Raw genomic sequence first — 13956 nt, 5'->3', positions numbered from 1 at the left:
CACTTTTCAGGCAGGACGATCATGACCCTCATCGTCACCGGCGCAGCCGGTTTTATCGGCGCGAACCTCGTCAAGGCGCTCAACGAGCGCGGCGAAACGCGCATCATCGCAGTCGACAACCTGACGCGTGCGGACAAGTTCCGGAATCTCGTCGATTGCGAGATCGACGACTATCTGGACAAGACGGAATTCGTCGAACGTTTCGCGCGCGGTGATTTCGGCAAGGTACGCGCGATTTTCCACGAAGGCGCCTGTTCGGACACGATGGAAACCGACGGCCGCTACATGATGGACAACAACTTCCGCTACAGCCGCGCGGTGCTCGACGCCTGCCTCGCGCAGGGCACGCAGTTCCTGTACGCATCGTCGGCCGCGACCTACGGCGGATCGACGCGCTTCGTCGAGGAGCGCGAGGTCGAGGCGCCGCTGAACATCTACGGCTATTCGAAGTTCCTGTTCGACCAGGTGATCCGTCGCGTGCTGCCGACCGCGAAGAGCCAGATCGCCGGCTTCCGCTATTTCAACGTGTACGGCCCGCGCGAGACGCACAAGGGGCGCATGGCGTCGGTCGCGTTCCACAACTTCAACCAGTTCCGTGCGGAAGGCAAGGTGAAGCTGTTCGGCGAGTACAACGGCTATGCGCCGGGCGAGCAGACGCGCGACTTCGTGTCGGTCGAGGACGTGACGAAGGTGAACCTGTTCTTCTTCGATCATCCGGAGAAGTCGGGCATCTTCAACCTCGGCACGGGCCGTGCGCAGCCGTTCAACGATATCGCGTCGACGGTCGTGAACACGCTACGTGCACTCGACAACCAGCCGCCGCTGACGCTTGCGCAGCAGGTCGAGCAAGGGCTGATCGAATACGTGCCGTTCCCCGATGCACTGCGCGGCAAGTACCAGTGCTTCACGCAGGCCGATCAGACGAAGCTGCGCGCGGCCGGTTACGACGCACCGTTCCTGACCGTGCAGGAAGGCGTCGACCGCTATGTGCGTTGGCTATCTGGCCAGGTTTAAGCGGAAGCGTTGCATCGATAGACTGGGTCTCACGGTCGGCAGCCGCCGGCCGTTTTTCATCGGAGATCCAGTACATGATCAGGAAATGGTTGGCCGCAGCGGCAATGCTCGGCACGATCGCGTCGGCCTGGGCGGCCGTTGACGTCAACACCGCGAACGAGGATGCGCTCGTCGGCATCAAAGGCATCGGCCCGGCACGGGCGAAGGCGATTCTCGACGAACGCGGCGCACGCGGTCCGTTCAAGAATGCGGAAGATCTCGCGTCGCGCGTGAAAGGCATGGGCGGCCATACCGTCGAGCGGCTTCAGCAGGAAGGCCTGACGGTCGGCGCGGCCGGCACGGGTGCCACGCCGCCGGCACCGGGCAAGCCGCCCGGCAAGCCCGCGGCACCACCTGCCCGCACCGCACAGAAGTAACGCGTCGCGCGCGACCGACAACGAGCTCCTTCAGTCGCCGTCATTGCGACGGCTTCCCGCGGCATGCCGCGGGTTTTTTGCGTGGGCGCGGTGTAGGCGGCGACGGGTTGCACGGCACGCGTATTCCATCGTCGCAATGGGGTTGCCGGCGTGAGCAGCGGTGCTGGTTTACAATCGATCGATTGATCGGCCTCGTACTCACGGTATCTCCATGGCTTACAAAACTATCGAAGACACGATCGGCAATACGCCGCTCGTCCAACTGGTCCGCTTGCCGGACGATGAAATTCGCGCGCGCAACAACGTGGTGCTCGCGAAGCTCGAAGGCAACAATCCGGCGGGTTCCGTGAAGGATCGTCCGGCACTGTCGATGATCAGCAAGGCCGAGGCGCGCGGGCGCATCAAGCCGGGCGATACGCTGATCGAGGCGACGAGCGGCAATACGGGTATCGCACTGGCAATGGCAGCGGCGATCCGCGGCTACAAGATGGTGCTGATCATGCCGGAGGACCTGTCGGTCGAGCGCCGCCAGAGCATGGCTGCCTACGGCGCCGAAATCATCCTGACGCCGGTGAAGGGCGGCATGGAGCTCGCACGCGATCTCGCGGACCAGATGCAGCGCGAAGGCAAGGGCGTGATCCTCGACCAGTTCGCGAACCCCGACAATCCGATTGCGCACTACGAAGCGACGGGCCCGGAAATCTGGCGCGATACCGAAGGGCGCATCACGCACTTCGTGTCGGCCATGGGCACGACGGGTACGATCATGGGCACGTCGCACTATCTGAAGGAACAGAATCCGGCGATCGAGATCGTCGGTGCGCAGCCGGAAGACGGTTCGCGCATTCCGGGCATCCGCAAGTGGCCGGAAGCGTACATGCCGACCATCTTCGATCGCAGCCGGGTCGACCGCGTCGAGAACGTGAGCCAGGCCGCGGCGGAAACGATGGCGCGCCGGCTCGCGTCGGTCGAAGGCATCTTCGCGGGCATTTCGTCGGGCGGCGCATGTGAAGTCGCGATGCGCATCGCGCGTCAGGTCGAGAATGCGACGATCGTGTTCATCATCTGCGATCGCGGCGACCGCTACCTGTCCACGGGCGTGTTCCCTGCCTGAACGCAGGCAGGTGCGCGCAACGCGCGTGCGATAAAAAAAGCGCCGCTTGTGCGGCGCTTTTTCTTTGAGCGGTTGGTGCTTATTGCGACTCGGTGTCGACGGTGGCCGGCTGAAGTGCGCCGCTCGCTTCCATCTGCGCCTTCACCGCCTCGCCAAGCTGGTACACGGTGAGCGCATAGAAGAAGCTGCGGTTGTAGCGCGTCAGCACATAGAAATTCTTGAGGCCGAGCATGTACTCGGTCGCCCGCCCCGGCGACGGCAGGTCGACCACCGTCACAGGGGTACCGCCTTCGGTCGTGATGTTGACCGTCGGCTCGTTCAGCGTCATGCCCGCGCGCAGCAGTTGCGACAGCGCCCAGTGCGGTTCGGGCTGGCCGTCGGCGGCGGCCTGGGCGATCCCCAGGCTGCCCGTATCGGGCGTGATCTGCCAGACCACCGGGCGGTCGGTTTCCCAGCCGTGCTGCTTCAGGTAGTTCGCGACGCTGCCGATCGCATCGACAGGACTGCTGCGCAGGTCGACATGGCCCGTGCCGTCGAAGTCGACCGCATACTCGCGGATGCTGCTCGGCAGGAACTGCGGAATCCCGATCGCGCCCGTATACGAGCCGAGCACGGTGGTCGGGTCGAGCTGGTTGTCGCGCGTCCAGACCAGGAAGTCCTCGAGGTTCTTGCGGAACGTCGCCTGGCGGCTGTCGCGATTCGGCGTGTCCGGATAGTCGAACGTGAGCGTCGTCAGCGCGTCGAGCACGCGGAAATTGCCCATGTAGCGGCCGTAGATCGTCTCGACGCCGATGATGCCGACGATCACCTCGGGCGGCACGCCGAATTGCGCGGATGCGCGCTGCAGCGTTGCCTGGTTCGCCTTCCAGAATTTCACGCCCGCGTTGATGCGGATCGGCTCGATGAAGCGCGAGCGATAGACCCGCCAGTTCTTGACCGTCGGCGACGGGGCCGGCTTCACGAGCTTGACGGCCGTCGCCGAATAGCTGATGCGCGAGAACAGCGCATGCAGGCTCGCGGAGTCGAAGCCGTTGCGGCTGACCATCTCGTCGATGAACGCATCGACCTTCGCGTTGTTCGCGTAACGCTGCGGAACAATTTCCTCTTCGAAGGTCTGGCCTTGCGGTGTCGGCTGCTGCGGCTGGGCCTGTGCGACGAGCTTGCCCGAGGACTTCGCGGGTTGCGTCTGCGCGCCGGCAGGCGCGGTGCCGAGGGCCGCGACCACAGCGGCCGCGACGAGCGGCACGCGAGCACGGAACAGCGCGGAGAGAAGGGCGGCAGGCTTGCTGGAATTCATGTCGAAGCGGGCGGACGAGGCGATTGGGTTCGGCGCAGTATACCCGACGGATCCGGCGCGCCGGGGCGTGGCGGGCCCCCGTTGTGGTAAGTTAGCGGCGAATTCGCGGCAGACGATGGACATCATTGATGGAGACCTGCGGCGCACCGTGCGCCGCGGATGACAGCTTATGGCAACCGCTTTCTATACGCACCCCGACTGCATGCTGCACGAGATGGGGGAATGGCATCCGGAATGCCCGGCCCGCCTGTCGGCGATCCAGGATCAACTGATCGCGAGCCGCATCGACGACCTGATCGTGCACGAAACCGCGCCGTTCGCGAGCGAGGTGGCGCTGGGCCGGGTGCATACGCAGGCGCACATCGACTACATCCGGAGCATGACGCCGGTCGACGGCTACGTCGAGATCGATCCCGATACGCTGATGAACCGCGATACATGGCGTGCGGCGCTGCGCGCGGCCGGTGCCGCGATCGCGGCGACCGACGCGGTGATCGAAGGCCGCTATGCGAATGCGTTCTGCGGCGTGCGCCCGCCTGGCCACCATGCGGAGCCGGCGCGTGCGATGGGTTTCTGCTTCTTCAACAACGTCGCGATCGCCGCGCGGCACGCGCTCGACGTACGCGGTCTGGAGCGTGTGGCGATCATCGATTTCGACGTGCATCACGGCAACGGCACCGAGGCCGCATTCGCGAATGACGAGCGCGTGCTGATGTGCAGCTTCTTCCAGCATCCGCTGTACCCGTTCTCGGGCGTCGATCACCAGGCGCCGAACATGGTCAACCTGCCGATGCCAGCGCGCAGCAACGGGATGGCGATCCGCGAAGCCGTCGACATGTTCTGGCTGCCGCGCCTTGATGCGTTCAAGCCGCAGATGCTGTTCGTGTCGGCGGGTTTCGATGCGCATCGCGAGGACGATATCGGCAACCTCGGCCTCGTCGAAGCCGACTTCGAATGGCTGACCGCGCAGATCGTCGACGTGGCGCGCCGGCATGCGCAGGGCCGCATCGTGAGCTGCCTCGAAGGCGGCTACAACCTGTCCGCGCTCGGGCGCAGCGTCGTCGCGCATCTGCGCGTGCTGGCCGGTATCTGATTATCGATTGACCGCCAGTGTCGCGCGTGCTCAGCGCGCCGGCACGCGCGCGTGAATCCACGCGATCAGCGCGTCGATCACGCGATCGCGTTCGAGATCGTTCATCGTTTCGTGAAAGCCACCTTCGTATAGCGTCAGCGTGCGATCGGGCGAGCCGACGCGTGCGCCGAACGCCCGGCTGCCGTCGGGCTCGGTCAGCTTGTCCTCGGTCCCGTGATAGACGAGCACCGGAACGCGCAGCCCACCGCGGCCGCTTTCGATGCGCGCCATCGCGTCGAGAATCTCCGCGCCGGTGCGCGCGGGCACCGCGCCGTGATGCACGAGCGGATCGGCACGATTGGCCGCGACGATGGCCGGATCGCGCGACAGCAGTGCTGCATCGATCCTGATGGCAGGGAAGGTCGGCCATACGCGGCTGATGACGCGGCTCACCGCGAGCATCCAGCGCGGCACGTCGCGTCCCGGCGCGAGCGCCGGGCTCGACAGCACGAGGCCCGTCAGCACGTGGCCGCGCGTCGGCGCGCGTTCGATCGCGTACAGCGCCGCGACCGCGCCGCCCATGCTGTGCCCCATCAGGAACAGCGGCGAATTGCCGCGCGCGGCTTCGGCGACAAGCACATCCGCATCGTTCAGGTAGCCGTCGAAGCGCTCGACCCACGCGCGCTTGCCGGGTGACTGGCCGTGTCCGCGCAGGTCGATCGCGAGCACGTCGATGCCGGCCGCATTCAGCCGGCCGGCGAGCGCGGCATAGCGGCCCGCGTGTTCGGCAAGACCGTGAACGAGCGCGATCGTCGCGCGCGGCGGCGTGGAGCCGTCGCCGGCGCGCCACCGGTACGATGCCAGTTCGAGCCCGTCAGCGGTACGCAGCCGGCCCATGGTCGGCGCGGGCGGCGACGAAGGCGCCGGTCCGGCGGTGGCGAGTGCGGCGGCCGGCGTAGTGGTGGCGGTCATCTGGCGTGTCCCCTGTCGGTTGGCATGTGTGTTCCGGATCATAGTCGCGGCGCCGTCGCGGCGCGCCAGCGGAGCTCCTCTAATTTCGTGCGGTTATGAAAAGATCGAAATCGATTATTAAGGGGAATGAGGGGTTTGCGGTAAAATCGACGGCTATTCCAGATGCATCGGCGGCCGACTGGCGGGCCAACTCGCCAGCCGGGCCGCCGTTTTGTTTACATGATCGAATTACGCAATCTTTCGCAGCGATTTCCCGGGCCGGGTGGCTGGGTCGAGGCGCTGCGCAACATCAACCTGACGATTCCGCAGGGTGAGGTGTTCGGCATCATCGGCCGAAGCGGCGCCGGCAAGAGCACGCTCGTGCGCACCATCAACCTGCTCACGCGGCCGACCGAAGGCAATGTCGTCGTCGGCGGGCGTGATCTCACGCTGCTGCCGGCTGGCGCGCTGCGCGAGGCGCGCCGCGAGATCGGCATGATCTTCCAGCACTTCAACCTGCTGTCGTCGCGCACGGTGTTCGACAACGTCGCGCTGCCGCTCGAACTGGCCGGCGCAAGCCGTGCCGAGATCGAGGCCGCCGTGCTGCCGCTGCTCGATCTCGTCGGGTTGTCCGCGCAGAAGGATCGCTATCCGTCGCAGATCAGCGGCGGGCAGAAGCAGCGCGTCGGCATCGCCCGCGCGCTCGCGAGCCGGCCGAAGGTGCTGCTGTCGGACGAAGCGACATCCGCGCTCGATCCCGAGACCACGCGTTCGATTCTCGACCTGCTGAAGCGCATCAACCGTGAGCTCGGCCTGACGATCGTGCTGATCACGCACCAGATGGAAGTGATCAAGCAGGTGTGCGATCGCGTCGCGGTACTCGATGCGGGGCGCGTGGTCGAGGAAGGCCGCGTGATCGACGTGTTCCTGCAGCCGCATCACGAAGTGACGCGCGCGCTGATCGGCGACGTGATCGCGCAGGAATTGCCGCCCGCGTTGAAGGCGCGCGTGGCCGAGCGGCTGAAGACGGGCAGCGGGCATTTGCTGCGGCTCGCGTTCACGGGCTCGGGTGTCGACCAGCCGATCCTGTCGGAGACGATTCGCCGGTACGAACTCGATTTCAACATCCTGCATGGCCAGATCGACGAGATCCAGGGGCAGGCGTTCGGTTCGCTCGCGGTGCTCGCGGGAGGGGAGCCGGGCAAGGTCGGGCAGGCGCTCGCGTTCCTGCGCGAGCAAGGTGTGGTGGTAGAGGAGCTTTCGTATGTTGAGTGAGATGTTCGATATGTTCGTGCAGTCGTTCTGGGAGACGCTGATCATGGTCGGCATCTCCGGGGTGGTCGGCGCGCTCGTCGGCCTGCCGCTCGGCGTGCTGCTCTACCTGACCGACCGCCAGGGCGTGCTGCAGAACCTCGCGGTGAATCGCGTGCTCGGCGGCATCGTGAATGCCGTCCGCTCGACGCCGTTCATCATCCTGCTGGTCGCGGTGATTCCGTTTACGCGGCTCGTCACGGGTTCGTCGATCGGCACGGCCGCGGCGGTCGTGCCGCTGACGCTGGCGGCCGCGCCGTTCATCGCGCGTCTCGTCGAGACGGCGTTGCGCGAAGTCGACCGCGGGCTGATCGAAGCTGCGCAATCGATGGGCGCGACCACGTCGCAGATCGTCTTCAAGGTGCTGCTGCCCGAATCGCTGCCGGGCGTCGTCGCGGGCCTGACGATCACGTTCGTGTCGCTGGTCGGCTATTCGGCGATGGCGGGCGCGATCGGCGGCGGCGGCCTCGGCGATCTCGGGATCCGCTACGGCTACCAGCGCTATCTGCCCGAAGTGATGTGGACGGTGGTCGCGATCCTGATCGTGTTCGTGCAGATCGTGCAGTCGTTCGGCGACTGGCTCGTCCGCCGGCTGAGCCACAAGTAAAACAAGATTGATCCGTCAGGGGACACTCGATGCAACGACGCTTCATGCTGAAATTCGCGACGGCACTGGGCGCGGCCGCGCTGTTCGCGGGCGCACACGCGCAGGCCGAAACCATCAAGGTGGGCGTGACGGGCGGGCCGCACGCGCAGATCATGGAAGTGGTGAAGAAGGTCGCGGCGAAGAGCGGCCTCGACATCCGCATCGTCGAATTCTCCGATTACGTGCAGCCGAACGCCGCGCTTGCGTCGGGCGACCTCGATGCGAACAGCTACCAGCACGATCCGTATCTGCAGGCGCAGGTGAAGGACCGCGGCTACAAGCTGGTCAAGGTCGCGGATACCGTCACGTTCCCGATGGGCATCTATTCGAAGCGCGTGAAGTCGCTGGCCGAATTGAAGCCGGGCGCGCGCATCGCGGTCCCGAACGATCCGACCAACGGCGGCCGTGCGCTGCTGTTGCTGCAGAAGCAGGGCCTGCTGAAGCTGCGCGCGGACGCGGGGCTGAAGGCGACGCCGCTCGATATCGTCGACAATCCGCGCAAGCTGAAGATCGTCGAACTCGATGCGGCGCAGATTCCGCGCTCGCTCGGTGACGTCGACGCGGCTGCGATCAATACCAACTACGCGATGGAAGCGGGGTTGAAACCGAAACAGGACGCGATCGCGATCGAGGGCCCGAACGGCCCGTACGCGAACATCCTCGCGATCCGCGAGGCGGACCGGAACAAGCCGTGGGTCGCGAAACTGGTCGCGGCCTATCATTCGGCCGACGTGAAGCAGTTCATCGAAGGCAAGTTCGGCGGCGCGGTCATTGCCGCCTGGTAACAGGTGAAGCACGCGGCGCCCGGCGAGATTAGAGTCGATGATCGAAAACCCGGGCTTTGCGTCCGGGTTTTTTCTCTTTTAAAATAGAACGACCGTTCGCTATCATTGGCGCGTCGCCAAGAAGCGGTATCCTCGACAACCACGAAGGTTGGGTCCGCTTGGCCGCGCAGTCATGAGGCCTCGCTATAGAATGGCCTCTGGTCGTATTCGTAACTTTGGAGCGTGTGCATGAAAATCCTGGTGCCAGTGAAAAGAGTGGTCGATTACAACGTGAAGGTCCGCGTGAAGTCGGACAACACGGGTGTCGACATCGCGAACGTGAAGATGTCGATGAACCCGTTCGACGAAATCGCGGTTGAAGAAGCCGTGCGCCTGAAGGAAGCGGGCGTGGCGACCGAAGTGATCGCCGTGTCGGTCGGTGTCGCACAGGCGCAGGAAACGCTGCGTACGGCGCTGGCGATCGGCGCGGATCGCGCGATCCTCGTCGAATCGAACGATGGCGTCGAGCCGCTGGGCGTCGCAAAGATCCTGAAGGCGCTGGTCGACAAGGAACAGCCGCAACTGGTGATCCTCGGCAAGCAGGCGATCGACGACGATTCGAACCAGACCGGCCAGATGCTGGCTGCGCTGGCTGGCCTGCCGCAAGCGACGTTCGCATCGAAGGTCACGGTGGCCGACGGTAAGGCAACGGTCGCCCGCGAAGTGGACGGCGGCGCGGAAACGCTGTCGCTGTCGCTGCCGGCCGTCATCACGACCGACCTGCGCCTGAACGAGCCGCGCTACGTGACGCTGCCGAACATCATGAAGGCGAAGAAGAAGCCGCTCGAAACCGTGAAGCCGGAAGACCTGGGCGTCGACGTTACGCCGCGTCTGAAGACGCTGAAGGTGGTCGAGCCGCCGAAGCGCGCAGCCGGCGTGAAGGTGCCGGACGTGAAGACGCTGGTCGAGAAGCTGAAGACCGAAGCCAAGGTGCTGTAAGAGGGAGCGGAAAGAAATGACGATTCTGGTGATTGCAGAACACGACAACGCGTCGATCAAGGCCGCGACGTTGAACACGGTGGCGGCGGCAGCGAAGATCGGCGGTGACATTCACGTGCTGGTCGCGGGCCACAACGCGCAAGCGGCTGCGGACGCAGCAGCGAAGATCGCAGGTGTGTCGAAGGTCCTCCTGGCCGACGCGCCGCAACTCGAAGCGGGCCTCGCGGAAAACGTCGAAGCGACCGCACTGAACATCGCGAAGGACTACTCGCACATCCTCGCGCCGGCGACGGCCTACGGCAAGAACATCGCGCCGCGCATCGCCGCGAAGCTGGACGTCGCGCAGATCTCGGACATCACGGCAGTCGATTCGGCCGACACGTTCGAGCGCCCGATCTACGCAGGCAACGCGATCGCGACGGTGCAGTCGAGCGATCCGATCAAGGTCATCACGGTGCGTGCGACGGGCTTCGATCCGGTGGCAGCGGAGGGCGGCAGCGCGTCGGTCGAGAAGATCGAAGCGGCAGCCGATGCCGGCAAGTCGCAGTTCGTGAGCCGTGAAGTGACGAAGCTGGACCGTCCGGAACTGACGAGCGCAAGCATCATCGTGTCGGGCGGCCGCGGTCTGGGCAGCGGCGAGAACTACACGAAGGTGCTGGAGCCGCTGGCGGACAAGCTGTCGGCAGCACTGGGTGCTTCGCGCGCGGCAGTCGACGCAGGCTACGTGCCGAACGACTATCAGGTCGGCCAGACCGGCAAGATCGTCGCACCGCAGCTGTACATCGCGGTCGGCATCTCGGGTGCGATCCAGCATCTGGCCGGCATGAAGGATTCGAAGGTGATCGTCGCGATCAACAAGGATCCGGAAGCACCGATCTTCAGCGTGGCCGACTATGGCCTCGTCGGTGATCTGTTCGCGCTCGTGCCGGAGCTCGTAGCCGAGCTAGGCTAAAGCCGCTTCAGCGGTAAGCACACGAGAAGAGGGGCGCGACGAGCGCCCCTTTTTTCGCCATCGACAGCGGGGAAAGAGGGTGACACCTCATGAACCATCACGCCGCTGCCCGGCATGACAACGCGATTCGATGAAATGAAAAAGGCGCCCCGAAGGGCGCCGTTCTTTTTGATGCCGGCCGTTTGCACGGCCGCGGGCTGTGTCGGCTTATGCGTATGCCGGGCGCGTCTGGCCGGCCACGTCCTTCAGGTAACGATGCACCGACAGGTCGTCGGCCTGGATCGTAGGCATCTTGCCCGAGATCAGGTCCGCGAGCAGCTGGCCCGAGCCGCACGACATCGTCCAGCCGAGCGTGCCGTGGCCGGTGTTCAGGAACAGGTTCGACACCGGCGTACGGCCGACGATCGGCGTGCCGTCCGGCGTCATCGGGCGCAGGCCCGTCCAGAACGTTGCCTTCGACGTGTCGCCGCCGCCCGGGAACAGGTCGTTCACGCACATTTCGAGCGTTTCGCGGCGTGCGGCACGCAGCTTCTTGTCGAAGCCGACGATTTCCGCCATGCCGCCGACGCGGATGCGCTGGTCGAAACGCGTGATCGCGATCTTGTAGGTCTCGTCGAGCACGGTCGACACGGGCGCGGCCGCTTCGTTGACGATCGGCGCGGTGATCGAATAGCCCTTCAGCGGATAGACGGGGATCTTCATCAGGTTCGAGATGAAGCTCGTCGAGTACGAGCCGAGCGCGACGACGTACGCGTCCGCGCGCACCGTTTCGCTGCCGCACTGCACGCCGGCGATCTTGCCGCCCGCGATCGCGAGCGCATCGATCGGCGTGTTGTAGCGGAACTTCACGCCAAGCGATTCGGCGAGCGCGGCAAGGCGCGTCGTGAACAGCTGGCAGTCGCCCGTTTCGTCACCCGGCAGGCGCAGGCCGCCCGTCAGCTTGTGCGAGACGGCGGCAAGCGCCGGCTCGGCTTTCTTCAGGTCGGCCGGGGAAAGCAGTTCGAACGGCACGTTCGCTTCCTGCAGGACGGCGATGTCCTTCGCCGCGCCGTCGAGTTGCTGCTGCGTGCGGAACAGTTGCAGCGTGCCGCCCGTGCGGCCTTCGTACTGGATGCCGGTATCGGCGCGCAGTGCCTGCAGGCAGTCGCGGCTGTATTCGGCAAGGCGGACCATGCGGCCCTTGTTGACCGCGTAGCGCTCGGCCGTGCAGTTGCGCAGCATCTGATACATCCATTGGAGCTGGAAGCGCGTGCCGTCGAGGCGGATCGCGAGCGGCGCGTGCTTTTCGAACATCCACTTGACGGCCTTCAGCGGTACGCCGGGTGCGGCCCACGGCGCGGCATAGCCGGGGGAGATCTGGCCTGCGTTCGCGAAGCTCGTCTCGAGCGCCGGGCCGGCTTCCCGGTCGATCACCGTGACTTCATGGCCGGCGCGCGCGAGGTAATACGCGCTTGCCACGCCCACCACACCGCTGCCCAGAATGACGACTCGCATAGCTGCTCCAGATGGAAGGGACCAGATCGAGGCCGGGCGCACCTGCGTCTCCGTGTAACCTCTAGCTGATCTAGTTTTTTGCGCTATGGTATTGTCGAATGTGTAGGTTTTGTTATCGTATTTTTCAGGTTTTCAGCATAAACAAATGAGAACGCAACGTCAGCCCGTACGCTCGCTCGACAAGCTCGACCGACGCATCCTGAAACTGCTGCAGGACGACGGCCGGATGGCGATGAAAGACCTTGCGGAACAGGTTGGACTGACCGTGACGCCGTGTATCGAGCGTGTGCGGCGTATGGAGCGCGATGGCGTGATCACCGGCTATCACGCGCGGGTCGACCCGCACCAGCTGGATGCCGCGCTGCTGGTGTTTGTCGAGATCACGCTCGGCCACAAGGGCGGCAACATGTTCGAGCAGTTCCGCCGCGAAGTGATGAAGATCGACGAGGTGCTCGAGTGTCACCTCGTGTCCGGTGATTTCGACTATCTGATCAAGGCGCGGATCGGCGAGATGGCCGACTACCGGAAGCTGCTCGGCGACATCCTGCTGCAGCTGCCCGGCGCCGTGCAGTCGAAGAGCTATGTCGTGATGGAAGAAATCAAGGAGACGCTGACGATCGCGGTGGGCGACTGACGCGCCCGCGGCGGCCCGTCGGGCCCTTTATCCCGCCCTTGGCAGCCTGCACCCAATACTGTATAAATATACAGTATTGGGTGCAGGCGAATGGGTGGGCACATGGACGATCGATCCGACAACGAATTTCCGATAGCGCCGCCCGTGCCCCGCAAGGGGCGCGGTGCGGTCGACAACTTGCAGGGGCGGTACGAGATCGCGCAGCGCGAAGCGGTCGACGACGGCTGGACACACGAGTCGGACGATACCGATTTCCCCGCGCCGCTGCGCACGCAGGTCTTCGAGGAGCGTGCGAAGAGCATCCTGACGCGCAACCAGTCGCCCGACATTCCATTCAGCGTATCGCTCAATCCGTATCGCGGCTGCGAGCACGGTTGCATCTATTGTTTTGCACGGCCGACGCACAGTTATCTCGGTCTGTCGCCGGGGCTCGATTTCGAAAGCCGCATCTATGCGAAGGTCAATGCGGCCGAACTGCTCGAGCGCGAGATTTCACGCAAGCGCTACGTGCCGGAGCCGATCGCGCTCGGCGTCAACACCGACGCCTACCAGCCGGTCGAGCGCGACCTGCGCATCACGCGCAGCGTGATCCAGGTGATGCACGATCGCGGGTTGCCGTTCGCCGCGATCACGAAGTCGTCGCTGATCGAGCGTGATCTCGACCTGCTCGCGCCGATGGCCGAACGCGGGCAGGTGATGGCGGCGGTCACGATCACGACACTCGATGCCGATCTCGCGCGCACGCTCGAGCCGCGCGCGGCAACACCGGCGCGCAGGTTGCGTACGATTCGTGCGCTGAGCGAGGCGGGCGTGCCGGTCGGCGTGAGCATTGCCCCGATGATTCCGTTCGTCACCGAGCCCGACATGGAGCGCGTGCTCGAGGCGTGCGCGCAAGCCGGCGCGACGCATGCGAGCTACATCATCTTGAGGCTGCCGTGGGAAGTCGCGCCGCTGTTCAAGAACTGGCTTGCCGCGCATTTTCCGGATCGCGCGGAGCGCGTGATGAACCGCGTGCGCGACATGCGCGGCGGGAAGGACTACGACTCGGATTTCTCGAAACGGATGAAGGGCGAGGGGATCTGGGCCGACCTGCTGCGGCAGCGTTTCCGCCAGGCCGTCAAGCGGCTCGGGTTGAACGAGCGCACGAACGGGATTCTCGATCTGTCGCAGTTTCGCGGTGCGCCGGCCGCCGCGGCGCCGCGCGTTGCTGTTCGTTCAGCCGCAACGCGGTCGATGCAGTCGCGTGACGACTCGCAATTGAACCTGTTCTGACCGGCGTGCCAAACCGAAGC

14 protein-coding genes are annotated in these 13956 nt (G+C 65.1%); 11 read left to right on the top strand and 3 right to left on the bottom strand.

Annotated features, from left to right (window positions below):
• The first annotated feature begins 21 nt into the window (after positions 1–21).
• The 3 genes from rfaD to cysM all read left to right on the top strand — a co-directional run bounded on the left by rfaD (position 22) and on the right by cysM (position 2544).
• A complete protein-coding gene (gene rfaD, locus LGM89_RS17820; RefSeq protein ID WP_089472377.1) occupies positions 22–1014 on the top strand; it encodes an ADP-glyceromanno-heptose 6-epimerase in 993 nt (330 codons plus the stop codon).
• 74 nt (positions 1015–1088) lie between these two features.
• Positions 1089–1430 carry a ComEA family DNA-binding protein gene (locus LGM89_RS17815; RefSeq protein WP_089494335.1) on the top strand — a complete coding sequence of 114 codons (342 nt, stop codon included), beginning with the start codon at positions 1089–1091 and terminating at the stop codon, positions 1428–1430.
• Between the two features lie 211 nt (positions 1431–1641).
• Positions 1642–2544: a cysteine synthase CysM gene (gene cysM, locus LGM89_RS17810; RefSeq protein WP_089494336.1), complete on the top strand. Its 903-nt coding sequence runs from the start codon at positions 1642–1644 to the stop codon at positions 2542–2544.
• Between the two features lie 79 nt (positions 2545–2623).
• On the opposite strand, the gene mltB is transcribed toward cysM, so the two are convergent.
• Complete coding sequence (gene mltB, locus LGM89_RS17805; RefSeq protein ID WP_226204631.1) at positions 2624–3967, bottom strand: lytic murein transglycosylase B; 1344 nt, start codon at positions 3965–3967, stop codon at positions 2624–2626.
• 43 nt (positions 3968–4010) lie between these two features.
• Here mltB and LGM89_RS17800 point away from each other — a divergent pair, with 43 nt between their 5' ends.
• Positions 4011–4934: a histone deacetylase family protein gene (locus LGM89_RS17800; protein WP_226273537.1), complete on the top strand. Its 924-nt coding sequence runs from the start codon at positions 4011–4013 to the stop codon at positions 4932–4934.
• A gap of 30 nt (positions 4935–4964) precedes the next feature.
• Here LGM89_RS17800 and LGM89_RS17795 read toward each other — a convergent pair whose 3' ends face one another.
• On the bottom strand, positions 4965–5885 hold the full coding sequence (locus LGM89_RS17795) for an alpha/beta hydrolase (RefSeq protein WP_226273536.1): 921 nt from the start codon (positions 5883–5885) through the stop codon (positions 4965–4967).
• A gap of 219 nt (positions 5886–6104) precedes the next feature.
• Between LGM89_RS17795 and LGM89_RS17790 the strand changes: the two genes are divergently transcribed.
• The 5 genes from LGM89_RS17790 to LGM89_RS17770 all read left to right on the top strand — a co-directional run bounded on the left by LGM89_RS17790 (position 6105) and on the right by LGM89_RS17770 (position 10536).
• Positions 6105–7139: a methionine ABC transporter ATP-binding protein gene (locus LGM89_RS17790; protein ID WP_226273535.1), complete on the top strand. Its 1035-nt coding sequence runs from the start codon at positions 6105–6107 to the stop codon at positions 7137–7139.
• Positions 7129–7782 (top strand): methionine ABC transporter permease, encoded by a 654-nt coding sequence (locus LGM89_RS17785; RefSeq protein WP_011351347.1) that lies wholly within the window; start codon positions 7129–7131, stop codon positions 7780–7782. The genes LGM89_RS17790 and LGM89_RS17785 overlap by 11 nt, the downstream gene beginning before the upstream one ends.
• Positions 7783–7811: 29 nt before the next feature.
• Positions 7812–8606, top strand: a complete 795-nt coding sequence (locus tag LGM89_RS17780; RefSeq protein ID WP_089494339.1) for a MetQ/NlpA family ABC transporter substrate-binding protein — start codon at positions 7812–7814, stop codon at positions 8604–8606.
• A 228-nt stretch (positions 8607–8834) separates the two neighbouring features.
• Complete coding sequence (locus LGM89_RS17775; RefSeq protein WP_089439507.1) at positions 8835–9584, top strand: electron transfer flavoprotein subunit beta/FixA family protein; 750 nt, start codon at positions 8835–8837, stop codon at positions 9582–9584.
• 16 nt (positions 9585–9600) lie between these two features.
• The gene (locus LGM89_RS17770; RefSeq protein ID WP_059666582.1) at positions 9601–10536 is read left to right on the top strand and encodes an electron transfer flavoprotein subunit alpha/FixB family protein; all 936 of its coding nucleotides are present in this window, start codon (positions 9601–9603) and stop codon (positions 10534–10536) included.
• Positions 10537–10743: 207 nt separating this feature from the next.
• Here LGM89_RS17770 and LGM89_RS17765 read toward each other — a convergent pair whose 3' ends face one another.
• Complete coding sequence (locus LGM89_RS17765; protein WP_226273534.1) at positions 10744–12030, bottom strand: D-amino acid dehydrogenase; 1287 nt, start codon at positions 12028–12030, stop codon at positions 10744–10746.
• A 145-nt stretch (positions 12031–12175) separates the two neighbouring features.
• Here LGM89_RS17765 and LGM89_RS17760 point away from each other — a divergent pair, with 145 nt between their 5' ends.
• Positions 12176–12664, top strand: a complete 489-nt coding sequence (locus tag LGM89_RS17760) for an Lrp/AsnC ligand binding domain-containing protein (RefSeq protein ID WP_011351353.1) — start codon at positions 12176–12178, stop codon at positions 12662–12664.
• 90 nt (positions 12665–12754) lie between these two features.
• Complete coding sequence (locus tag LGM89_RS17755; RefSeq protein WP_089494341.1) at positions 12755–13936, top strand: PA0069 family radical SAM protein; 1182 nt, start codon at positions 12755–12757, stop codon at positions 13934–13936.
• Positions 13937–13956 lie beyond the last annotated feature (20 nt).

Origin of the sequence: Burkholderia sp. AU31624, from assembly GCF_020420065.1 — a bacterium.
GTDB lineage: Bacteria > Pseudomonadota > Gammaproteobacteria > Burkholderiales > Burkholderiaceae > Burkholderia.
Note: the sequence above shows the minus strand (reverse complement) of the source record. Positions and strands in the feature narration are given on the sequence as shown.

What these genes read in the sequence shown, in the direction of transcription:
- LGM89_RS17815 (WP_089494335.1), top strand. Translation starts at nt 1,089, where the DNA reads ATGATCAGGAAATGGTTGGCCGCAGCGGCAATGCTCGGCACGATCGCG.
- LGM89_RS17795 (WP_226273536.1), bottom strand. Translation starts at nt 5,885, where the DNA reads ATGACCGCCACCACTACGCCGGCCGCCGCACTCGCCACCGCCGGACCG.
- LGM89_RS17790 (WP_226273535.1), top strand. Translation starts at nt 6,105, where the DNA reads ATGATCGAATTACGCAATCTTTCGCAGCGATTTCCCGGGCCGGGTGGC.
- LGM89_RS17785 (WP_011351347.1), top strand. Translation starts at nt 7,129, where the DNA reads ATGTTGAGTGAGATGTTCGATATGTTCGTGCAGTCGTTCTGGGAGACG.
- LGM89_RS17755 (WP_089494341.1), top strand. Translation starts at nt 12,755, where the DNA reads ATGGGTGGGCACATGGACGATCGATCCGACAACGAATTTCCGATAGCG.
- cysM (WP_089494336.1), top strand. Translation starts at nt 1,642, where the DNA reads ATGGCTTACAAAACTATCGAAGACACGATCGGCAATACGCCGCTCGTC.
- LGM89_RS17760 (WP_011351353.1), top strand. Translation starts at nt 12,176, where the DNA reads ATGAGAACGCAACGTCAGCCCGTACGCTCGCTCGACAAGCTCGACCGA.
- mltB (WP_226204631.1), bottom strand. Translation starts at nt 3,967, where the DNA reads ATGATGTCCATCGTCTGCCGCGAATTCGCCGCTAACTTACCACAACGG.
- rfaD (WP_089472377.1), top strand. Translation starts at nt 22, where the DNA reads ATGACCCTCATCGTCACCGGCGCAGCCGGTTTTATCGGCGCGAACCTC.
- LGM89_RS17780 (WP_089494339.1), top strand. Translation starts at nt 7,812, where the DNA reads ATGCAACGACGCTTCATGCTGAAATTCGCGACGGCACTGGGCGCGGCC.
- LGM89_RS17800 (WP_226273537.1), top strand. Translation starts at nt 4,011, where the DNA reads ATGGCAACCGCTTTCTATACGCACCCCGACTGCATGCTGCACGAGATG.
- LGM89_RS17765 (WP_226273534.1), bottom strand. Translation starts at nt 12,030, where the DNA reads ATGCGAGTCGTCATTCTGGGCAGCGGTGTGGTGGGCGTGGCAAGCGCG.
- LGM89_RS17770 (WP_059666582.1), top strand. Translation starts at nt 9,601, where the DNA reads ATGACGATTCTGGTGATTGCAGAACACGACAACGCGTCGATCAAGGCC.
- LGM89_RS17775 (WP_089439507.1), top strand. Translation starts at nt 8,835, where the DNA reads ATGAAAATCCTGGTGCCAGTGAAAAGAGTGGTCGATTACAACGTGAAG.